This is a genomic window from Rhizobium sp. UBA1881 (assembly GCF_002338015.1).
Taxonomy (GTDB): Bacteria; Pseudomonadota; Alphaproteobacteria; order Rhizobiales; family Rhizobiaceae; genus Rhizobium.
Genome location: NZ_DDHH01000166.1, coordinates 1 through 22,011 on the forward strand (window position 1 = coordinate 1; position 22,011 = coordinate 22,011).

At 60.8% G+C, this 22,011-nt stretch carries 22 protein-coding genes; 8 read left to right on the forward strand and 14 right to left on the reverse strand.

Translation table 11 applies throughout. The annotated features are described in order from the left end of the window. From B3605_RS19940 to lpdA, 5 genes are all read left to right on the forward strand, one after another. On the forward strand, nt 1–434 hold a 434-nt coding region (locus tag B3605_RS19940; protein WP_296435691.1), incomplete at its 5' end, for an acyl-CoA dehydrogenase family protein. A gap of 62 nt (nt 435–496) precedes the next feature. Continuing rightward, nucleotides 497–1,729, forward strand: a complete 1,233-nt coding sequence (locus B3605_RS19945) for a thiamine pyrophosphate-dependent enzyme (protein WP_112942001.1) — start codon at nt 497–499, stop codon at nt 1,727–1,729. Nucleotide 1,730: 1 nt separating this feature from the next. After that, entirely contained in the window at nt 1,731–2,744 is a 1,014-nt protein-coding gene (locus tag B3605_RS19950) for an alpha-ketoacid dehydrogenase subunit beta (protein ID WP_112942002.1), read from the forward strand. 2 nt (nt 2,745–2,746) lie between these two features. Continuing rightward, entirely contained in the window at nt 2,747–4,006 is a 1,260-nt protein-coding gene (locus B3605_RS19955; RefSeq protein ID WP_296435693.1) for a dihydrolipoamide acetyltransferase family protein, read from the forward strand. A gap of 5 nt (nt 4,007–4,011) precedes the next feature. Next, nucleotides 4,012–5,409, forward strand: coding sequence for a dihydrolipoyl dehydrogenase (lpdA, locus tag B3605_RS19960; RefSeq protein WP_296435695.1), 1,398 nt, complete (start codon nt 4,012–4,014; stop codon nt 5,407–5,409). Between the two features lie 39 nt (nt 5,410–5,448). Here the strand turns inward: lpdA and recX are convergent, their stop codons facing one another. The 6 genes from recX to B3605_RS19990 form a co-directional block, all read right to left on the reverse strand. Next, entirely contained in the window at nt 5,449–6,000 is a 552-nt protein-coding gene (gene recX / locus B3605_RS19965; protein ID WP_296435697.1) for a recombination regulator RecX, read from the reverse strand. 99 nt (nt 6,001–6,099) lie between these two features. Continuing rightward, nucleotides 6,100–6,315, reverse strand: coding sequence for a hypothetical protein (locus tag B3605_RS19970; protein WP_112819013.1), 216 nt, complete (start codon nt 6,313–6,315; stop codon nt 6,100–6,102). 139 nt (nt 6,316–6,454) lie between these two features. Continuing rightward, nucleotides 6,455–7,297 (reverse strand): ABC transporter permease, encoded by an 843-nt coding sequence (locus B3605_RS19975; RefSeq protein WP_112819012.1) that lies wholly within the window; start codon nt 7,295–7,297, stop codon nt 6,455–6,457. A gap of 2 nt (nt 7,298–7,299) precedes the next feature. Further along, nucleotides 7,300–8,178 (reverse strand): ABC transporter permease, encoded by an 879-nt coding sequence (locus B3605_RS19980; RefSeq protein ID WP_112942006.1) that lies wholly within the window; start codon nt 8,176–8,178, stop codon nt 7,300–7,302. Then, nucleotides 8,175–9,257 (reverse strand): ABC transporter ATP-binding protein, encoded by a 1,083-nt coding sequence (locus tag B3605_RS19985; protein WP_296435699.1) that lies wholly within the window; start codon nt 9,255–9,257, stop codon nt 8,175–8,177. Before B3605_RS19985 ends, B3605_RS19980 begins: the two co-directional genes overlap by 4 nt. A gap of 68 nt (nt 9,258–9,325) precedes the next feature. After that, nucleotides 9,326–10,501, reverse strand: coding sequence for an extracellular solute-binding protein (locus B3605_RS19990; protein WP_112819009.1), 1,176 nt, complete (start codon nt 10,499–10,501; stop codon nt 9,326–9,328). A gap of 211 nt (nt 10,502–10,712) precedes the next feature. On the opposite strand from B3605_RS19990, the gene B3605_RS19995 reads away from it, so the two are divergent. Beyond that, nucleotides 10,713–11,435 carry a GntR family transcriptional regulator gene (locus B3605_RS19995; RefSeq protein ID WP_112942125.1) on the forward strand — a complete coding sequence of 241 codons (723 nt, stop codon included), beginning with the start codon at nt 10,713–10,715 and terminating at the stop codon, nt 11,433–11,435. A 42-nt stretch (nt 11,436–11,477) separates the two neighbouring features. Continuing rightward, a complete protein-coding gene (uxuA, locus tag B3605_RS20000) occupies nt 11,478–12,665 on the forward strand; it encodes a mannonate dehydratase (RefSeq protein ID WP_112942008.1) in 1,188 nt (395 codons plus the stop codon). 18 nt (nt 12,666–12,683) lie between these two features. Here uxuA and B3605_RS20005 read toward each other — a convergent pair whose 3' ends face one another. The 8 genes from B3605_RS20005 to B3605_RS20040 all read right to left on the reverse strand — a co-directional run bounded on the left by B3605_RS20005 (nt 12,684) and on the right by B3605_RS20040 (nt 21,104). Further along, entirely contained in the window at nt 12,684–13,451 is a 768-nt protein-coding gene (locus B3605_RS20005; protein WP_113010665.1) for an SDR family oxidoreductase, read from the reverse strand. 79 nt (nt 13,452–13,530) lie between these two features. Then, nucleotides 13,531–14,304, reverse strand: a complete 774-nt coding sequence (locus B3605_RS20010; RefSeq protein WP_183794274.1) for a FadR/GntR family transcriptional regulator — start codon at nt 14,302–14,304, stop codon at nt 13,531–13,533. 4 nt (nt 14,305–14,308) lie between these two features. Next, entirely contained in the window at nt 14,309–15,370 is a 1,062-nt protein-coding gene (locus tag B3605_RS20015) for a four-carbon acid sugar kinase family protein (RefSeq protein ID WP_296435704.1), read from the reverse strand. Next, entirely contained in the window at nt 15,367–16,359 is a 993-nt protein-coding gene (locus B3605_RS20020; protein ID WP_112819003.1) for an ABC transporter ATP-binding protein, read from the reverse strand. The genes B3605_RS20015 and B3605_RS20020 overlap by 4 nt, the downstream gene beginning before the upstream one ends. Beyond that, nucleotides 16,359–17,366, reverse strand: coding sequence for an ABC transporter ATP-binding protein (locus B3605_RS20025; RefSeq protein ID WP_296435751.1), 1,008 nt, complete (start codon nt 17,364–17,366; stop codon nt 16,359–16,361). Before B3605_RS20025 ends, B3605_RS20020 begins: the two co-directional genes overlap by 1 nt. 11 nt (nt 17,367–17,377) lie before the next feature. After that, entirely contained in the window at nt 17,378–18,337 is a 960-nt protein-coding gene (locus B3605_RS20030; protein ID WP_018901279.1) for an ABC transporter permease, read from the reverse strand. Nucleotides 18,338–18,339: 2 nt separating this feature from the next. After that, nucleotides 18,340–19,296, reverse strand: coding sequence for an ABC transporter permease (locus B3605_RS20035; protein WP_026283501.1), 957 nt, complete (start codon nt 19,294–19,296; stop codon nt 18,340–18,342). Between the two features lie 158 nt (nt 19,297–19,454). After that, nucleotides 19,455–21,104 carry an ABC transporter substrate-binding protein gene (locus B3605_RS20040; protein WP_296435707.1) on the reverse strand — a complete coding sequence of 550 codons (1,650 nt, stop codon included), beginning with the start codon at nt 21,102–21,104 and terminating at the stop codon, nt 19,455–19,457. 304 nt (nt 21,105–21,408) lie between these two features. Here B3605_RS20040 and B3605_RS20045 point away from each other — a divergent pair. After that, nucleotides 21,409–22,011, forward strand: a 603-nt coding sequence (locus tag B3605_RS20045) for a dihydrodipicolinate synthase family protein (RefSeq protein WP_296435708.1), incomplete at its 3' end; no start/stop codon positions are given.

The following is a 22,011-nucleotide window of genomic DNA, read 5'->3' on the forward strand; positions in this document are numbered from 1 at the left end:
TCGCGCTTGCCAATCTCGAAGGCGGCCGGATCGGGATCGCGGCGCAGGCGGTCGGCATGGCGCGCGCGGCCTATGAGGCAGCGCGCGACTACGCCCGCGAGCGGACGGCGTTTGGCAAGCCGATCGTCGAACATCAGGCCTTAGCCTTTCGCCTCGCCGACATGGCAACACAGATCGAGGCTGCGCGGCAGCTGGTGTTTCACGCGGCAGGCCTACGCGAGGCGGGTCTGCCCTGCCTTTCAGAGGCATCGATGGCCAAGCTCTTTGCGTCGGAAATGGCCGAGCGCGTCTGTTCTGACGCGATCCAGATACACGGCGGATACGGCTATATGAGCGATTACCCCGTCGAGCGCATCTACCGGGATGTCCGCATTTGCCAGATCTACGAGGGAACGAGTGACGTGCAGCGCATGGTGATCGCCCGCAATCTATAGGGAGAATACGCCGCGTTGATCCTGAGGAGAGGATCGACTCGTGCGGAGGAGGAACACAGGAAATGCCAGACAGTCAACGACTGAGCCTCTACGTCCCCGAACCCGCCGTTCGCCCTGGCGGTCAGCCCGATTTCTCCAACGTCAAGATCGCCAAGGCAGGCGCCGTGCCGCGCCCGGAGGTGGATGTCGCTTCCGAAGACATTCGCGATCTCGCCTATTCGATTATCCGCGTGCTTAACCAGCAGGGCGAAGCTGTCGGTCCCTGGGCAGGATTGCTTTCGGACGAGGCGCTTTTGACCGGTTTGCGCAATATGATGAAGCTGCGCGCCTTCGACGCACGCATGCTGATGGCGCAGCGCCAGGGCAAGACGTCCTTTTACATGCAGCATCTTGGTGAAGAGGCGGTCAGTTGCGCCGTGCGCAAGGCGCTGGACAAGGGTGACATGAATTTTCCGACCTATCGGCAGGCAGGCCTCCTCATCGCCGACGACTATCCAATGGTCGAGATGATGAACCAGATCTTCTCCAACGAGAACGATCCACTGCGCGGGCGGCAATTGCCGATCATGTACTCCTCCAAGGAGCACGGCTTCTTCACCATCTCGGGCAACCTTGCCACCCAATATGTCCAGGCAGTCGGCTGGGCGATGGCGTCGGCGATCAAGAACGACAAGCGCATCGCCGCCGCCTGGATCGGTGACGGTTCGACCGCGGAATCCGATTTTCACTCGGCCCTCGTTTTTGCTTCGACCTACAGGGCGCCGGTGATTTTGAACATCGTCAACAATCAGTGGGCGATCTCCACATTCCAGGGTATTGCGCGCGGCGGTTCCGGCACGTTTGCTGCCCGGGGCTTGGGCTTTGGCATCCCGGCGCTGCGCGTCGATGGTAACGATTATCTGGCCGTCTATGCGGTCGCCCGCTGGGCGGCGGAGCGGGCGCGGCGCAACCTTGGGCCGACACTGATCGAATATGTCACCTATCGGGTCGGCGCCCACTCGACCTCCGACGACCCAAGCGCTTACCGCCCGAAAACCGAGTCCGACGCATGGCCGCTTGGAGATCCCGTGCTGCGGTTGAAGAAGCACCTGATCCTCAAGGGCGTCTGGTCCGAGGAGCGTCACGTTCAGGCCGAGGCCGAGATCCTGGACGAGGTGATCGATGCGCAAAAGCGCGCCGAGGAACACGGAACGCTGCATGCAGGCGGCAAGCCTTCGGTGCGCGATATTTTCGAGGGCGTCTATGCCGAGATGCCGCCGCATATCCGTCGTCAACGGCAGAAAGCGGGGTATTGATATGGCGCGCATGACCATGATCGAGGCGGTGCGCAGCGCCATGGATGTCTCGATGGCCCGAGACGATGACGTCGTCGTGTTCGGCGAGGATGTCGGCTATTTCGGCGGTGTGTTCCGCTGTACGCAGGGGCTTCAGGCGAAATACGGCAAAACCCGCTGTTTCGACACCCCGATCAGCGAATCCGGCATCGTCGGCACGGCGATCGGCATGGCGGCTTATGGGCTAAAGCCCTGTGTCGAGATCCAGTTTGCCGATTACATGTATCCGGCCTACGACCAGATTACACAGGAAGCGGCACGCATTCGCTATCGATCGAATGGTGACTTCACATGTCCGATCGTGCTCAGAATGCCGACGGGCGGCGGGATATTCGGCGGGCAGACGCATAGTCAGAGCCCGGAAGCGCTGTTTACACATGTGTGCGGCCTGAAGGTGGTCGTTCCCTCCAACCCCTACGACGCCAAGGGACTGCTCATCGCCGCGATCGAGGATCCGGACCCGGTGATGTTCCTGGAGCCAAAGCGCCTCTATAACGGTCCATTCGACGGCCATCACGAGCGCCCGGTTACGCCATGGTCGAAGCACGAACTGGGTGAAGTGCCCGAAGATCACTATGTCATCCCGATCGGCAAGGCGGAGATCCGTCGCGCTGGAAGCGGGGTCACTGTCATAGCCTACGGTACGATGGTGCATGTGGCGCTCGCAGCCGTCGAAGATACCGGTGTCGATGCCGAGGTCATCGACCTGCGAAGCCTATTGCCGCTCGATCTCGATACCATCGTTCAATCCGTATCGAAGACCGGCCGTTGCGTTGTGGTCCATGAGGCAACGCTGACCTCGGGCTTCGGAGCCGAAATTGCAGCGCTGATCCAGGAACATTGCTTCTACCATCTGGAGGCGCCGATCGTGCGTGTCGCAGGCTGGGATACGCCCTATCCGCACGCGCAAGAGTGGGACTATTTCCCCGGCCCCGCGCGCGTCGGACGGGCACTTGGCGAAGTCATGGAGGCGTGAGGATGGGCGAGTTCACGATCAAGATGCCTGATGTCGGAGAAGGCGTGGCCGAGGCGGAGCTGGTGGAGTGGCATGTGAAGGCTGGCGATCCGGTTCGCGAGGACATGGTGATCGCAGCTGTGATGACCGACAAGGCAACAGTCGAGATCCCCTCACCGGTCAATGGCACGGTGACCTGGCTGGGTGCGGAAGTGGGCGACACCGTGGCTGTGAAGGCACCGTTGGTGAAGATAGAGACAAACGGCAAGGGTCGAGATGATGCGCAGGCACCCGATCAGTCAGCGCCGCTTGTGGCAAACACCCAGTCCGGCGCCGAGGAAGCACCCGCCCGGCCGCAGCCCGCGCATGCAAAGCCATTGCCGTCCTCGCCACCAAGTCTTGCGCCACAAGAAAAGCCGCTGGCGTCACCTTCCGTGCGCCTGTTCGCACTCGAAAGCGGGGTCGATCTTCGGCAAGTGCCACCGACCCGTCCGGACGGGCGCATCCAGCGAGAAGATGTCGAGCAGTATCTCGCGCGTGGTGCGTCTTCCCTCGCCGCCCCTGCCCCGTTCGCCAGGAATACCTCGACCGAAGAGGTCAAACTGAACGGCATGCGGCGGCGGATCGCCGAGAAGATGTCGCTTTCCACCTCGCGCATTCCGCATATCACCTATGTCGAGGAAATCGACATGACGGCGCTGGAGGATCTGCGGGCGACGATGAACAGGGACCGCAAGCCGGAGCATCCGAAACTGACGATCCTTCCCTTCCTGATGCGGGCGATCGTCAAGGCCGTCGCCGATCAGCCGGATATAAACGCCACCTTCAACAACGATGCCGGCATCCTCACCCGCTCCGGCGGCGTTCACGTCGGCATCGCGGCACAGACGCCGGCGGGCCTTGTGGTGCCGGTGGTGCGCCACGCTGAGGCCCGCACGATCTGGGACTGCGCCGGCGAGATGGCGCGCTTGGCGGAGGCGGCGCGCAATGGAACCGCGACGCGTGACGAACTCACGGGCTCGACCATCACCATCAGTTCGCTCGGCGCGCTTGGGGGGATCGTCTCGACACCTGTCATCAACCATCCTGAAGTCGCGATCATCGGCGTCAACAAGATCGCCACCCGCCCCGCCTGGGATGGAGCGCAATTCGTGCCGCGCAAGATGATGAACCTCTCTTCCAGCTTCGACCATCGCATTATCGACGGCTGGGATGCGGCGACCTTCATCCAGCGCATCCGCGTGCTGCTTGAAACGCCGGCGCTGATTTTCATCGAAGGCTGAGGGCCATGAAAGAGATCATCTGCAAATTGCTGGTCATCGGCGCTGGGCCCGGCGGTTACGTCTGCGCCATCCGGGCGGGTCAGCTGGGCATCGACACGGTGATCGTCGAAATGGAAAAGCCCGGCGGCACATGCCTCAATATCGGCTGCATTCCCTCCAAGGCGCTCATCCATGCCGCCGACGAATTCGACGCCGCACGCCGCGTGGCGAGCGGTCGAAACCCGCTTGGCATTCGCGCCGAAGGTGTGGCAATCGATCTCGCCCGGACGATCGCCTGGAAGGACGGCATCGTCGGTCGTCTCACTGGTGGCGTTGCAGCCCTGCTGCAGAAGGCGCGGGTGAAGCAGGTCCATGGCCGGGCGCGGTTTCGCGACGGGAAGACGGTGGAGGTGGAGACGGAGACCGGCGCGCAGCTCATCCGCGCGGACAACATCGTGATCGCGACAGGCTCCGAGCCGGTTGAACTGCCGGGGCTTCCGTTCGGTGGACGGGTGATATCCTCCACGGAGGCGCTGGCACTGCAGAGCGTGCCCGAAAGACTGGTGGTGGTCGGCGCCGGCTATATCGGCCTCGAACTCGGCACGGCCTTCGCCAAGCTTGGCTCTTTGGTCACCATAGTCGAGGCGACGGGCCAGATCCTGCCGCAATACGATGCCGAGCTCGTCCGCCCCGTCGCAAAGGCGCTGAAGGAGCGCGGCATTGATCTTCACCTCGGAGCTAAGGCAAAGGCGCTGTCCGATTCCGGCGAAAGCCTGAGCATCGAGCAGGCCGACGGCCGCGAGGTCAAGCTGCCGGCTGACAGGATACTTGTCACTGTCGGCCGCAGGCCACAAACATCAGGCGCGGGATTGGAGGAACTCGATCTCGATCGCGCCGGGCCATATCTACGCATTGACGACCGGTGCCGCACCTCGATGCGCGGTGTTTACGCCATTGGTGACATTACTGGCGAACCGATGCTTGCACACAGGGCGATGGCGCAGGGCGAGATGGTGGCAGAAATCATCGCCGGCCGGCCGCGAAGCTTCGACAAACGCTGCATTCCCGCCGTTTGCTTTACGGACCCAGAGATCGTCAGCGCCGGCCTGTCACCGGAAGAGGCCCGCGCGCAGGGCTATGATATCCGTGTTGGCCAGTTTCCTTTCTCGGCCAATGGCCGGGCCATGACCATGCAATCCGAGGATGGCTTCGTGCGTGTGGTGGCCCGCGCCGACACCAATTTCGTGCTCGGCCTTCACGCGGTCGGTCGCGGTGTCTCCGAATTGTCGGCAGCGTTTGCGCTGGCGATCGAGATGTGCGTTCGCCTGGAGGATATCGCCGGCACGATCCACGCCCATCCGACACGCAGCGAAGCGGTTCAGGAAGCGGCGCTGAAGGCGCTTGGGCACGCATTGCATATCTGAGGGACGAGACGACCGAAATTTGAGTTCTGTCGCCTGTGTCTACGACCGTCGCTCGACGAGCACCGTCTCGGCTTTATCGCGGCTCATGCCGAGAACCGAGCGTCCCAATTCGAAACCGAAGCCGTTGCGGGCGAAGGCCGACATTTCCTTGTTGTAGCGCTTCTCGTCGGCCTCTTCGCGCCGGAAGGGGCCGAAGCCACGTTTGCGGGCGAAGTTGATCGCGGCCACGAGGTCGTCGCTCTCCTCAAGCGCGATGACGGCCGTCTCGCGGTCGATGCCTTTGATCGCGAGTTTCTGCGCCATGATCCGTTTTGATCGGCCGCTGCGCACGCCGGATCGGACGCTGATCTCGGCGTAGACGACATCGTTCAGCCCGCCCTGCTCATGGCCGAACTTGACCGCGAGATCGGCGAGCGCCTTGACCTGAGCTTGCGATATATCCTCGAACTTCTGTTTGGCCTTGCGCGAGATCGCTTCAGCCAGCTGCTTCTCGGTCATCATCTGTCGTCCCAAGCGATAGATGGTCGAGTTGCGCGCCCAGCTTTGCATCCGGTTGGTGGGTGTATCAGATTGGTTGTCTTCGTCGGCCATGGGTTTCCGGATCGCATCCAGAATCGCCTGGCGCAGGACTAAGGCTCCAGTTAAAGCCATCCGGCCGGAATTTCCAGCACTCGACTGGCACATCCCGCCTCAGGCGACATGCAAGACCTCCGCTGACATAAGCAGAAGGAAGGTATCGTCATCCAGCCGCTCAGCGATCTCGCCGGTGTCAGTAACGTAATCGGTGCGCGGGCTTGCTCCGACATCAAGCGCCAAACGCGATGTCAGGATCTGTTCGATAACAACATAATGCGCGCCGGAACTGCTCTCACAGTGAAAGCGGTTGGTCTCTTTGTACTGCGCCATGATCAACTTCCTCAAGAAATGACCGTCACGCCGTCAATACTTGGCAGCCCATTGCCGATAGTCAAGAACACACGCCCTACCCAATAAGTTTTCTGTTAACAGAAACTCCAGAGCGATGACGTGCTCCAGGCGCGTCCGTTCAGTGGGCGGACTGCTGTTTTGCCCTTGCGACGATCTGCGTCGGGTTGACGAACTGAAGCGCGATCACCAGCCAGAACAATGTCGTCACCATGTAGACAACGGCCATGGCGTCAATCGATTGGCCAGCCCTCACGCCAGAGGCAAAAACGGCATAATAGAGCGAGACCACGAGGGTCTGCGTGGTCGGGCCGGCAATCAGGAAGGTGAGCTCGAACATCGCTATCGTGCGAACCAGAACCAAAAGCAGTGCCGCCAGCATGCCTGGCAGAAGCAACGGCAGGAGAATGCGCACGAACAGGCTGGTGGTGCCTGCGCCAAAGACGCGGGCAGCGGCTTCGATGCGCGGATCGATCTGCTCAATGAAGGGGATCATTACCAGCACCACGAAGGGAAGCGACGGCACGACGTTGATGAGAACGACGCCCCAGAAGGTTCCACCCAGCCCCAGTTGATAGAGCACCGTCGCCAGCGGAATGCCGTAGGTAAGCGGTGGGATGAGCAGGGGGAGAAGGAAGAGTAGAATGACCAGCCGTTTGCCTGCGAACTCGCGACGTGCAAGGGCATAGGCGGTCGTCACGCCGAGAATGCCGGAGATGATGACCACGGTGAAGACGATCTCGAAGGTAACGAGGACGACACTGGAAAGCTGAAATTCCTTCCAGGCGCTAAAATACCATTTGGTCGTCCAGCCAGCCGGCAGCCATGTACCGAGCCATCGTGTCGCAAACGAGTTGACGACGACGGCGGCGATGACGGCCAGGAGATTGAGGACGAAGAGCGTGGCCAGCGCCCAGATGGCGAAGCGCCAGATCTTCGAGGTGAGGCCTTGGTCGCGGATCATGGTCAGCCTTTCGTGCCGCCGGCGGGGCCGCGGTAAAAGAATGAGCGTGCGCCGAGAACGGCCAGCACGACAGCCAGTTCTACACCACCCATGATCAGCGCAATCGCAGAGCCCAGCGAGTGATCATACTGCTCGAACGCGGCCTGATAGGCAGCAATCGAAATGACACGGGTCGGGCCTGCCGGTGCACCGAGAAGCACGGCCGACGGGAACACGGCGAATGCCTGAACGAAGGCAAGGCAGAATGTCACAGCAAGACCCGGCACCAGCAGCGGGAGGAAGACCCGCACGAAACGCTGCCTTGGGCCAGCCCCGAGCGTTGCGGCTGCCTGCTCGATCGCTGGATCGATCCCGCTGATGTAAGAAAGGGTCAGAAGGAACGCGAAGGGAAAGCCGGTGATCAGCAGTGATGCGAACACCCCCCAGTAGTTGTTGGTCAGCTTGATCGGATTGTCGATGATGCCGATCATGAGAAGCGTGTGGTTGAACCAGCCGCGGGGTCCCAAAAATGTCAGCAACCCATCTGCGACGAAAACCGTGCCAAGCGTTATGGGCAGAACCAGAATAGTCGTCAGCAGACGCTGCCGGCGCATCAATCGCACACGAAAGGCAACAGGCACGGCGAAGGCGAGATTGATGATCGTCACCGGCAGTGCCAGCCAGAGTGTCGCACCGATGGTGTTGTACTGGAAGGGATCGCTGAAGAACTTGGCATAATTGGCGTACCAAGCGCCATCCTTGGGGGTGAGTGAATCCACGACGCCGTACAAAAACGGATAGACGAACAGCGCGATCATGAAGCCAAGGCCAGGCATGATCAGCATGGTGGTACCGTCAAAACCTCTGGCGGCCAGCCGCGTTCGAAGCGATGGCGCGCTCATCGTGCGCTGTCTCCGAACAAAAGCGCCCTGCCCGCGATCGGCTTCAGCCGCGTCGGCGTTCCGCGCGCAAGCGCATCGTCAGCCCGGAAGTAGAGGTCGGAGCCGTCATCCGAGCGCGCCAGCCCGAAGAAGGCGCGGCCACGATACTCCATGCTTGATACGGTCGCGGCAATCCCCTCGTCAGCGGCCACCAGATCCTCGGGCCGCACCGAGAGGATAGCGGCCTCGCCTGTTTTGAGCGGCGTGCGCATCGTCCCGGTGATACGCGCGCCGGCAACGTCGATCTCCGCCTCCTCGCCGGAGACCGAGACGACCTTACCGGGGACACGGGTCCGAAACCCCATGAAATCGGCAACGCCAACATTAATGGGCCGCTGATAAAGATCCTGTGGTGAGCCGATCTGCTCGATGTGTCCCTGGCTCATGACCACGATGCGGTCGGCCAGCGACAGCGCCTCGTCCTGGTCGTGCGTAACGTAAATCGTCGTCGAGCCGATCTGATCGTGGATGCCGCGGATTTCGGCGCGCATCTCCAGGCGTAGCTTGGCGTCGAGATTGGACAATGGCTCGTCCATGAGGACAACCGGCGGGCGGATGACGATGGCGCGCGCGATTGCCACGCGCTGCTGCTGACCGCCTGAAAGCTGCCCCGGAAGTTTGTCCGCCTGGCTTTCCAACCGCACCAGCGCCAGAGCGTCACTGATGCGCTTGTCGGCCTCCTGCCCCTTGATACCCTGCATGGTCAGACCAAAGCCGACATTCTTGCGCACACTCATATGTGGAAAGAGCGCGTAGCTTTGAAACACCATTCCGAACCCTCGGCGTTCGGGCTCGAGCTGGTCGATGCGACTTCCACCCAGACGGATCTCGCCGCCAGACAACCCCAAAAGGCCGGCGATGCAATTCAGCGCCGTAGACTTGCCGCAGCCTGACGGACCAAGCAGCGCCACGAATTCACCAGGCTCGATTGCAAGATCAATACCATCAAGCGCATTGTAGGCGCCGAAGGAGCGGCTGAGCCCATCGAGTTCAAGACGCGCAGTGCCGCGCGAAGAGACCTTATTCGCTACCGAGTTCAAACCACTCTCCGTGTCAGGATGGAAGTAGCCGGCCCGGCTATTGCAGCCGGTGCCGGCAATGTCAGGGATCAGCCCTTCTTGGCGCCGATCTTTTCGTCCCAGATCCGGAATGCTTCAACGAGCTGCTTCGGCTCGAGCGGCACTTCCAGCGGATTGTTGGCGATCCAGTCGGCATATTCTGGACGGCCGAACTCCTTGATCGTGTCCTGGCTTTCCTGCGGCGCCATATCGATCGTAACGTCCTTGACGGCGGGACCCGGATAGAAATAGCCGGCGTCATAGGCGATCGCCTGCTGCTTTGGCTGCAAGATGTAATTCAAGACGTCGATCAGCACCGCGATCTTCTCGTCGGAGACGCCCTTGGGGATAACGGCGTAGTGCGCATCCGTCACCCAATGGAAGCCTTCCAGCTTCTGCACTTTCGCCTCAGCAGGAACAATGCCGAGCGCACGCGGATTGATGTCCCAGCCTGTGGTTGAAACAACGATGTCGCGCGTCCCCTCGCCAAGTTCCTTCATCACCTGACCGGTGCCGGTCGGGTAGTATTCGATATGCTCGCCGAGCGCTGAAAGATATTCCCAGGTCTTGTCCCAGCCCTTGACCGGATCACGAGGATCGCTGTCACCGAGCAAATAGGGCAACCCCATGAGGAAGGTGCGGCCGGGACCGGAATTGGCAGGGCGGGCGTAGATGAAACGGTTCTTGTTGGTCTTTGCCCATTCCAGCAATTCGGGTGCCGATTTCGGCGGATTGGCGACCTTGTCGGGCATGTATTCGATCAAGGGGCCGGAGGGATAATAGGTAATGACAATACCCTGGTCCTTGGCGAGCGCCTGCATCTTGAATGCCTGCGGTTGCAGGATCTTTTCGATATCAGGCAGGTCGGCCTTGTGCGCGGACAGATCCAGCCATAGCCCCTGGTCGAGACCCGCCGACAGCGCATCGGTGCCGGTCAGCACGAGATCAATATCGACCTTACCGGCTGCCTGCTGTGCCTTGATCTTGCCAGGCAACTCAGGGGCCGGCGCCTTGGTGAAGGCAAAGTTGGAAACCCAGTCGGCTTTCTCGGAGGCATAGGCCTCAAACATGCCTTGCGTCAGCGCCAGGTTGCCGGCGACGTCGGCGATTGTGATGGTCACGGGGCTTGCGGGCTTCTTGGCCTGCGCCCACACCTTGACCGGAAGCATGGTGGCAACAGCCGCACTTGCTGCGGTTGCGACGAATGTTCTGCGGGTAAATTTCATGCTGATTTCTCCTCCTCTTTTGGCTGCACGAGCACGATAATTCCGCGCACGTGCGTATCCTGATCCATTTATGCGGTCGGATTTTCTGGCCGTTCTTGTTTGGAACCTCCTGAATTTCTTACCAGAAACACCGTTCCTCCGCGGTGGATCTTGGCAGCTATGTAGAATTGATATACTAGTATGCACAGTCAAGTCAACATTGGGACTTTTCATGCAATCAGGCGCAGTCACCGCCACCCCTGACCTTTCGGCGCCGGCCGAACGGCCGGCAAAGCTTCGGCGCGTCACGACGGCGGACGCAATATTCGAACAGCTCTACAACGATATCGTGTCGCTCAAGATGCCGCCCGGGATCGCCTTGCAGGAAAAGCGTATCGCCGAGGATTTCGCGGTCAGCCGGACACCCGTTCGCGAAGCACTGCTCCGCTTGTCGGAAGGCGGGCTGGTCGATATTTATCCGCAGTCGGGCACCGTCGTGTCGCGCGTACCGGTTTCGGCGATCCCCGAGGCCGTCGTGGTGCGCAAGGCGCTGGAGGGAACGACGGTCGAGCGCGCGGCAGAGATCGCTTCGGCGTCTGATCTTGCCCGCCTCGATGCCATCATCATCCGCCAAAGAGCGCTTTCCATCCTGGGCGACACGTCGGGCTTCCACGAAGAGGATGAGGCTTTTCACGAGGCAATTGCGCAGATCGCCGGCTATCCCGGGATCTGGAGCATCCTCAAATCTGTCAAGGTCCAGATCGACCGCGCTCGGCGGCTGACGTTGCCGGTGCTCGGCCGCATGGAGAATGTAGTGGGCGAGCACGCCGTCATCCGCGACGCAATCGCAGCTCATGACGTCGAGGCTGCACGCGCCGCAATGACCCATCATCTAAGTGCTGTCATCCCTGACGTGGCGGAGCTGCGCACACGCTACCCCGACTATTTCTGCTGACGACAGCGACACCAAAACAAAAGGCATTGAAGGAGGAAACAGATGCGGCAAGGTTGGAGATGGTTCGGACCGGATGCGCCGGTGGCCCTCGACGAGGTGAGACAGACCGGAGCGACTAACATCGTGTCATCGCTGCACCAGGTGCCGATCGGCCGCGCCTGGACCGAGGCCGAGGTGCGCGAGCGCCAGGCGATGATCGAGACCACTCCACCGGGGCGTTCATCGCTTGCATGGTCGGTGGTCGAGAGCATTCCCATTCCCGATGCCGTGAAGCGCAAGGGTGGGCAGGCGAAGGCCGAAATCGAGGCGTGGATCGCAAGCCTTGAAGCGGTCGCGGCCTGCAACATCCCGATCGTCTGCTACAATTTCATGCCTGTCGTCGACTGGACGCGCACCGACCTCGACCACGAGATCGACACCGGCGCGACGGCGATGCGGTTTGACCACGAGAAGTTCGCCGCCTTTGATCTCTTCATTCTTCAGCGCGACGGCGCCGATGCGGCCTATTCGGCGCAAGACAAGGCCCGCGCCCGCGCCGCCTTCGAGGCCATGTCTGAGGACGACATCGCCGATATCACCCGCAACATCACTTCGGCCTTGCCGGGATCGACAACCGAGCCGCTAACCATCCCGGAGTTTCGCGACCGTCTCGCCGCCTATGCCGGCATCGATGCCGGCCGCCTGCGCCAGCATCTGATCGAGTTTCTGGAGGCCGTGGCTCCAGTGGCGGAAGCCCGTGGCGTCAAGCTGACGCTTCATCCCGACGATCCGCCGCGCTCGCTGTTTGGCCTGCCGCGCATCGCGTCCACCGCCGAGGATTATGCCGCGCTGTTCAATGCGGTCCCGTCGCCAGCAAACGGCATGTGTTACTGCACCGGCAGTCTCGGCGTACGTGCTGACAACGACCTGCCCGCCATCGCACGGCGGTTTGCCTCGCGCATTCATTTCGCGCATTTGCGAGCGACCAAACGCGAAGGCGACGGCCGCAGCTTCCACGAAAGCGCGCATCTCGAAGGCGATGTCGACATGGTCGCCGTATTGAAGGAACTGGTCGCGGAAGACCGCAACCGCACGGTCAATGAGACGATCGTTTTCCGCTCGGACCATGGCCACCGCATGCTCGACGACCTCACCAAGACCACCACGCCTGGCTATCCGGCGATCGGTCGATTGAGAGGGCTTGCCGAGCTTCGCGGCATCCTGCACGCATTGGGCGCGCCGCCGACCTGACGGAAGCGCGACCACCTCTCACAAAGAGGTGGTGATGCCGCCATCGACGTAAAGCGTATGGCCATTGACGAAAGAGGATGCCGGCGCTGCCAGAAACACAGCGGCGCCGATCAGTTCGTCAATGTTGCCCCAGCGCCCGGCGGGCGTGCGCTTTTCCAGCCACGCGGTGAATTCCGCGCTATCGACGAGCGCCTGATTGAGCGGCGTGTCGAAATAGCCAGGCGCGATAGCGTTTGCCTGCAGGCCGTGTTTGGCCCAATCGGCCGACATCCCGCGCGTCAGGTTCTTCACCGCGCCTTTGGTTGCCGTATAGGGTGCGATGCCCGGGCGAGCCAACTCACTTTGCACGGATGCGATGTTGATAATCTTGCCGTGGCCACGCGTAATCATGTGCGTTGCGACCGCCTGGCTGACGTAGAACACGCTGGAAATGTTTGTGCGCAGCAGCTGATCCCATTTGTCCGATGGAAACACTTCAAGCGGCGCGCGATACTGCATGCCGGCATTGTTGACGAGGATGTCGATCGGCCCGATATCACGCTCGATCGCATCGACGGCGCTCTTCACCTCGTCATGATCCGTGACATCGAAGGTTGAGACATGAACATCGTGCCCGGCTTCCGACAGACTAAGCGATGCCATGGCAAGCTTGCCTGCGTCGCGGCCGTTGATCACGACCGAAGCGCCATGTTCGGCCAGACCACGCGCCAAGGTCAACCCAATGCCTTGCGACGATCCCGTCACCAGTGCGCGCTTTCCTGTGAGGTCGAACAGCGGAAATGTCATGCCAAGTCTCCATGCAGCCTGATCCAGTCTACATGAGCGCGAAACGCTGTGGCGGCAAGCCACTCGATGCCTAAAAGCGTCAGAACGACAGATCGAGCGCCCTGCCCTCGAACAATCGATCTCGAGACCCTTCGAGATGCGACTGCATCAGGTCGCGCGCTTCCTCGGCCCGGCCCTCGGCAATCGCCTTGTAGATGGTGTTGTGCTCCTGGAAGACCTGTTCGAGCCCGGGTCTCGGTCCCAGCAAGGATAGCCCGTGGAGATGCATGCCAACTGCGATATGGGCTTTCAACGCATCGATCGAGGCTGTGTAATAGTGGTTGTTGGCGGCTTCAGTCACGGCGCGGTGGAAATTGAAGTCCGCATCGGTCCGGTGCAACTGATGGCTTGTCGCTTCCCTGAGATCGGCAAGCGCCGAGGCGATCTTCTGTATCGCAGCCTCATCGCGGCGCTTGGCCGCGAAATAGGCGGCGGCAGGCTCGATCGTGAGACGAAATTCGTAGCAACGCTGGATATCTGCGATCGTCTTGACCGGTGAATAGGAAAGATGCGTGGTTGGCGAACTGTTGGCGCTGACGAAGGTTCCGGCTCCCTGACGGGCATAGACCATGCCCTGGTCGCGCAGCTTTGCCAACGCATCACGAACAATAGGCCTGGAAACGCCAAGCATGGACGCCAGCTCGTGCTCGCCCGGCAACCTTGAATCCGGCGGATAGTTTCCGGCACGAATACGCTCCTGCAACTGATCGAACACGCGGTCCACCAGTTTCATAGGCTTGCCGCGCTCCGGCTTCGGCGCCGGGGTTGCCGGCGCACCGTTTGCTTCATCCACGTCTATTCTCCCCGCCGGCATTGTTTCACGCCGCCTGATTCTGCGAAATCAGTCTTAGCAAACTATCGGAATTCCCAAAGCCCCCGGATTTTACCGCACTACGGAAATGGCGACCATCGGCATCAGTCACGTCAAACCAGGGAATACCTGCCTCTATTTCACCCTTGGGCAAAAGTGTGCGCACACCGAGCGCGCGAAACACCGCCAGCGCCGTGTCGCCGCCACCGACCATCAGCATATCGGGACGCGTCTGCTCGATCGCCGATCTCACGCCCTTTGCGAAACGATCCGCAACGATAACCGCATCCTCGGACATATCGCCGGTGCAAAACAAAAGCGCCGGCAAGCTCAGTGTGCTGTCCTCTTCGAGCACGCCCATCGGCGCGGGGATCGACGCATGCAAAGCACCCGACGTATTGAGCCGGGCCATTTGCGCACCGGTGATCGGGTCTCTGGAACCGAAAGCAAAGAGCGTGTTGCGCGCCGGTTCAAACGCAGTCGCCGCATCGCGTGAACGGCGAAGACGACGGGCAAAAGCGCTGCCGAGGCCACGCGCGCCGACGCCAAGCGTCTTATGCCAATCGAACTTGGATACGATCCGGTCGAGATCCGCATCGCTATCGGCATCGGCGAGCGTGACCGCGTCGTGACGGCCCTCGAAAAGGGCGGCAACGGGCAGCGGCTGCTCGACCCCGCGCCCAACCACATGGCCGTCGCGGGTAAAGCGTTCCTGATCGGGAATTGCAGGGGCTACAGTGATTTCGTCGTGGCCGAAGATCGCGGCAATCGCAATGCTTTCGGCCGCCACATTGCCCTTCAGTCGGGAATCGATCTTCTTCAGGACGATCTCGGGGTGTGCGGCAAGAAGAGCACTGGCTGCAAGGCCGACCCTTCTCGCCGCGTCCCCCTCCGGGAGGGCGCGCGAGGCGGTGTTGACCACCACCACCTCACAACCAGTTGCCAGAGCATCTTTGATGGCTTCGATTTCGATCGCCACGGCAACGGAAAGACCGGCGTCGACGAAGGGTGTTCCCGTATCGAGCGCGCCGGTCAGATCGTCTGCGATGATCGCGACCTTCAACTTCATGCAGTCTGTCCCGTGTTGACCGCATGGCAGGCAACGAGATGGCCGGGCTTTGCCTCCTTCCACTCCGGGACGACCTTGCTGCACACATCCATGGCGATTGGACAGCGTGAATGGAAGCGGCAGCCGCTCGGTGGATTGAGCGGGCTCGGGACGTCGCCTTGGAGGATCTGCCGTGTCCGGGTGCGTTCAAGCTCTGGATCGGTTTCCGGTACGGCCGAAAGCAGCGCTTTGGTATAGGGGTGAAGCGGGTTTTCGAACAGTTCCTCGCGGGTCGCGAGTTCGGCCAGGCGCCCGAGATACATGACGCCGACGCGGGTGCTGATGTGTCGCACGACGGCGAGGTCATGAGCGATAAACAGGTATGTGAGGCCGTATTTTTCCTGCAGATCGAGCAGGAGATTGATGATCTGTGCCTGGATAGACACGTCGAGCGCCGAAATCGCCTCGTCACAAACTATGAATTTCGGCTGGCAGGCGAGCGCGCGGGCGATGACGACGCGCTGACGCTGGCCGCCGGAAAGCTCGTGCGGATAGCGCTGCGCAAAGCGGGTCGGCAGGCCGACGTCCGTCAAAAGCGCTGCGACGCGATCTTTCAGCTCGGCCTTGGAGCAAAGCTTGTGGAAGAGGATCGGCTCACCGACGGCCTCACCGATCGTCATGCGCGGGTTGAGCGTCGAATAGGGGTCCTGGAAGACGATCTGCAGGTCGCGGCGGAAGGGCCGCATCTGCTTTTCATCCAGCGTCGCCAAATCCTGTCCCTTGTAGACGACCTTGCCTGATGTCGCCTTGTAAAGGTTGAGGATGGTGAAGCCCGTTGTCGACTTGCCGCAGCCGGATTCGCCGACGAGCGAGAGCGTCTCCCCCTCCATGATGTCTAGATTGACGTTGTCGAGCGCGTAAACGGTTGCCGAGCGCTCACCGAATGCACCGAGCTTGACGTGGAAATGCTTGACGAGATTTTCGACCTTGAGCAGCGGTTGGGCACCCATCACGCGGCCTCCTGCATTTTCTGAACGACGAAGCAGGCGGTGCGGTGGTTTGTAGCGCCCGCAATCGGTTCGAGTTTCGGCACGCTTTCATGGCAGATGGCTTCCGCCAACGGACAGCGCGGGGCAAAAGGGCAGCCCTTGGGGCGGCGTCCTGGCTCTGGCGGCGTACCACCGATCGAGCTCAGCCGGCTTGCCGGCGCATCCGACAGCTTCGGAATCGAGGCAAGCAGGCCGCGCGTATAGGGATGGCTCGGGCGGGCATAGAGTTCGTCGACTGGTGCATCTTCAACCACGGTGCCGGCGTAAAGCACAGCAACACGGTCGACCAGACCAGCGATCAATGCCAGATCGTGGGTGATCCAGACGACCGACATGCCGAGCTTGGCGCGCAGGTCCTTGACGAGGTCGACGATCTGCGCCTGGATGGTAACGTCAAGCGCTGTTGTCGGTTCGTCGGCAATCAGGAGCTTCGGATTGCAGGCGAGGCCGATTGCGATCATGACGCGTTGGCGCATGCCGCCGGAGAGTTCGTGAGGATAGGCTTGAAGCCGCTCTTCCGGTCCAGGGATACCCACGAGGCGCAAAAGCTCTACGGCGCGTGCGCGTGCCTGCGCCTTCTTCATGCCGCGGTGGTAGATCAGCGGTTCGCAGATCTGGTCGCCGATGCGCATCACCGGGTTCAGCGAGGTCATCGGATCCTGGAAAACGAAGCCAATGTCGCCGCCACGGACCTTGCGCAGCTCCTTGTTCGACATCTTCTGCAGGTCGTGGCCGTCAAAGCTTGCAGAGCCCTTGGTGACCCTGATCTTGTTCGGCAAGAGCCGCATCAGGCTCAGCATGGTCAGGCTCTTGCCGCAACCGGATTCGCCGACGACGCCGAGCGTTTCGCCCTTGTTGACGTGAAGGTCGATACCATCGACCACGACGGCCGGGCCGTTCCTGCCGTCAATCTCGACTGTCAGGCCGCGGACATCGAGCAATTTCTCGTTGGATCGCGTCGTGTTCATCACCTGGGTCATTACTTGGAACCCCGCGGATTGAGGGCGTCGTTGAGGCCGTCGCCGAGGAAGCTGAAGGCGACCGAGGCAAGCCCGAGGACGGCGGCCGGAGCGGCCAGCAGATGCGGATAGTGCTGCCAGACACGCAGACCGTCGGAGATCATATTGCCCCAGCTGGGCGTGGGCGGATTGACGCCGACACCGAGGAAGCTGAAGGCGCTTTCGAGCACCATGGCCGTGCCAAGACCGGCACTAACCGAGACGATCAGAGGACCAAGCGCGTTCGGAATGACGTAGCGCTTCATGATGATCCAATTCGACAGACCGAGCGCTTGGGCAGCAGTGATATAGGGACGGCTGCGGATCGACAGGACTTGAGCGCGAACGAGGCGTGCATAAGGCGGCCAGGAGATAAGCGCCATCGAGCCGAAGACCAGCATGAAATCGACCCAGATCGTCTGGCGATAGAAGGGGTTGAGGGTCGCCAGATACTGCGCCTCCATCCACTTGGTGATCGGCGACTTCAGCGATGCGTTGATGACGACGACCAGGAGCAGGTTCGGCACCGACATCGTCATGTCGGTCAACCACATGATGACGCGATCGAACGGATTGCCGAAGAAGCCGGCAATCGCCCCGAGTAGGGTCCCGATGAACACTGCGATGACGGTCACGATGACAGCAACCAGGAAGGCCGTGCGGGTGCCAAAGACAACACGGCTGAAGACGTCGCGGCCGAGATCGTCGGTACCGAAGAGATGCGTCAGCGACGGGACGGCGTTGCGGGCCTGCAGGTCCTGGCTCAGATAGTCATAAGGCGTCAGATAGGGGCCGAAGATCGCGGCGAAGGCCAAGATGAGCACGACTGCGAGACCGAAGACGGCAAGCTTGTTGCGCTTCAGGCGATACCACGCATCGCGCCACAGGCTGACGGGTGCTTCTTCCTGTTGGGCGACGGGAGAGAGAGGGATGGCGGACATGGTCAGCGGCTCCTTCTTGCATCGTTGGCACGCGGATCAAGCAGCGGGTAGAGAACGTCGACGAGAAGGTTCGACATCATCACCAGGAAAGATCCGATAAGCGTGATCGCCAGAATGACGGGATAGTCCGAATTGGTCAGCGCCTGTACGGTCAGGCGGCCAAGACCTGGCAGACCGAAGACGAGCTCGACGAAGATCGCGCCGTTGACGATGGTGATCATGATCAGGCCGAGCTGGGTGACGACGGGTGTCAGCACCGGGCGCAGGATATGGCGCAGCGCCACGACCATTTCAGGCACGCCCTTGGCGCGAGCGGTACGGACGAAATCCTCGGACAGAACCTCGATGACGGCGGCACGCGTCTGTCGCACGATCAGTGCGATCGGTTGGAAGGAAAGGACGATCAGCGGCAACAAGATGCGCACATCGAAGACGCCGCCCCAGCCATAGGGAACCTTGATCATCGGCATCAGCACGATGAGGCCAACCATCAAAAGCGGGCCGGCGACATAGGCTGGGATTGCCCAGAGGAACAGCGCCGAGCCGAGGATGGTGTAGTCGAGGCGGCTGTTCTGGTTCATCGCGGCGATCATGCCGAGCGGAATGGCAATGACCGTCGTGAGGATGATGGAACAGAGCGCCAGCTTGAAGGAGACGGGAGCGGCAGCCGAAACCATGGCCCAGACAGAGCGCCCGGATGTCAGCGAGTTGCCGAACTGGCCATGCAGCAGGTTCCAGATGTAAAGGCCGAACTGCTCGATGAAGGGCCGGTTCAGGCCGGCACTCTCGCGGATGGCTTCGATGCGCTGCGGGTTATAGGCGACGTCGCCCGGTGCGCGCAGAAAGATCAGCTTGATCGGATCGCCAGCACCATAGAACGCCAGCGCATAGACGGCCAGCATGACGATAAGGACTGACGGAATCCAGATGGCAAACCGGGTTAGCACGTAGCGTAACAAGGTCACCTCCCACCGGTTGGCAGACACGTTTCCGCTTTCACGCGGACATGCGATGTCTTCTTGAAACTTGCGCGAAGGCCTTGCGGTCTTCGCGCGGTTGCTAGGTTGCCCAAAATCCGATTACGGGTGGGCTATCTGTTCGTAGGTTTCGGACCGGCTCAGCCGATCGAAATGTCCCAGGGCGCCACGACCTGCCAGTCGAGGTTCTTCTCCATGCCCTTGACCTCCTTGGTGGCCCAGCGCGACATCGCCTGAGAGTACCACGGAATGAAGGCCCAATCTTCGCGGAATGCCTTCTGGGCATCCTGGGCGAGCTTGATGCGATCGGGATCGTCGGCCGCCTTGGTCGCGGCTTCCGCAAGTGCGGCATCGACCTTGTCATTCTTGTAGCCGCCGAGCTTGTTCTGGGCGTTGGACGAGGTCGAGGCGATGCAGCCGGCGAGATAGGAGACTGCGTCAGGAACACGGGTGCCGACGTCGTCGCGGAAGATCTGCACCGCGTTCTGGTCCGGGCCGGCATAGCTATCCTGCTGCGGCTTCATGTCGACGGCAGTGATGCCGAGGTTCTGGCGCCACTGCTCGGCGATATACTGCGCCGCCGCCTGGATGGCCGGGGCAGAGATGCCGACGAAGAGGATCTTCGGCAGGCGTTCTGGACCACCGTAACTGGATTCGGCGAGCAGCTTCTTGGCGGCGGCCGGATCATAAGGATAGGGCTCGAAGCCGGAGTTGTCGGCGCCGGGTACGGAGTTCAGGATCTGGTCGGCCTTTTTGTGCGGACCATCAGGATAGGACGCCTTGAAGAGACCGTCACGGTCGATCGCCATGATCAGCGCCTGACGAACCTTCGGATCGTCCATCGGTGCGCGGGTGACGTTGAACCAGAAGTGCTGGCTTGTCGGGATCAGCGGACCGGCGGAGAATTCGGGGCCAAGATCCTGGATGATCGTCGAGGTCACCAATTCGGTATGCGCGTTGAATTCGCCGGACTTGATCAGCGACGTCGCCGTTACATTGTCTTCAATCGAGGTGATCTCGATGCGGGCCAGCTTTGGCTTCGGGCCGAAGAAGTTCTCGTTTGGCTCGAATACCAGCTTGCCTGCGTCGATATCGATGCTGGTGAGCTTGAACGGGCCGGAATAGACGGCGCTGCTGTCGGGCTTGTACCAATCCGCCACTTCCTCGCCGTCGCTGCCGCGAGACTGCGCGGCCTTGGTGATCGGCGCGATGTGGTTGGCAAGGCGCATGAAGAAGATCGGATCAGCTTCCGTCAGCGTCACGACGACAGTGCCTTCATCAGGGGTTGCGACACCCGTCAGCTGGTTGCCGGAACCGGCACCGATTTCCTTGTAGCCCTCAACCTTGCTCAGCACCTGATCTGCACGCTGGCTCTTGGTGTTGGGCATGGAGGCGACTTCCCAGGAGCCCTTGACGTCAGCCGAGGTAATCTTGCTTCCGTCGGAGAAGGTTGCCTTGGGATCGATCTTGAAGGTCCAGACTTTGTTGTCCGGCGATTCCCAGCTGGTGAAGACGTAAGGCTTGATCTTGCCTTCGCTGTCGAAATACATCGGCGATGCCCACCAGATCGAGTTCCAGCGGAACGGAACACCACCGCCGCGCAACGGCGACCAATCCTGGTTAAACGCCGGGTTGGCGACCTTGAGCACCTGCCCGTCATCTGCAAGCACGATTTTGGCGTTCAAGCCGAAAACGGTGAGCCCAACACCTGCGGCGAGGCCGAGCTTCAGCGCCTCGCGGCGCGACAATCCCTTTTCCTGGCCCTTATTCTCATTCGTCCGATCAGTCATTCCATCCTCCCATGACAAAATCGATGACGCTTGCCTCTTTCGCTCCATCCCGAAAGTGCGTCATGACATGGCGCAGACACTCGCTCGTTAATGTAAATATGTCAACAAAAATTAATTCTCCCACACTTCTGCGAAATCGACAAAAATTTTAATGTGTTATTTCAATGCGTTGAAAAATACGATCGATTGAAATGCCTATTGTCATATTGACAACATGCAAGACGAGGATGAAGAAAACCGCATCTTGCAGGCCGGGTTTCCCGCCTTTTGCCGCGATATGCGGCGTTCATCCGAGGAGGACGACATGAACAAGCAAAAGATCACTGGTGTCTATAGCGCCGCCGCAACCCCGCTCAATGCCGACGGAAGTCCGGATCTCGGCCTCTTCACCGAACATTGTCAGCGACTGCTATCCGAGGGATGCCACGGCGTGGCGCTGCTGGGCACCACGGGCGAGGCAAACTCATTCTCGTCGAGCGAGCGCAAGGCGATCCTCGAGGCGGCGCTAAAAGCCGGCATTCCTGCCGACAAGCTGCTGCCGGGCACCGGCGTCGTCGCTATACAGGAAACGGTCGATCTCACAAAGCATGCCCTATCACTCGGCGTCACCAAGGTCGTGATGTTGCCACCCTTCTACTACAAGGGCGTTTCCGACGACGGCCTGTTTACTGCCTATTCGCAGATTTTGGAAAAGATCTCCGACAGCAAGCTGCAGGTCATCCTCTATCATATTCCGCAGGTTTCCGGCGTTCCGCTATCGGTTCCGCTGATTGGTCGACTGATCGAAGCCTTCCCCGACACTGTTGTCGGCATCAAGGAATCAGCTGGCGATTTCAACAACATGCAGGCTATCATCGCCGCCTATCCCGGCTTCTCGGTTCTCGCCGGGGCCGATCCGCTTCTGCTT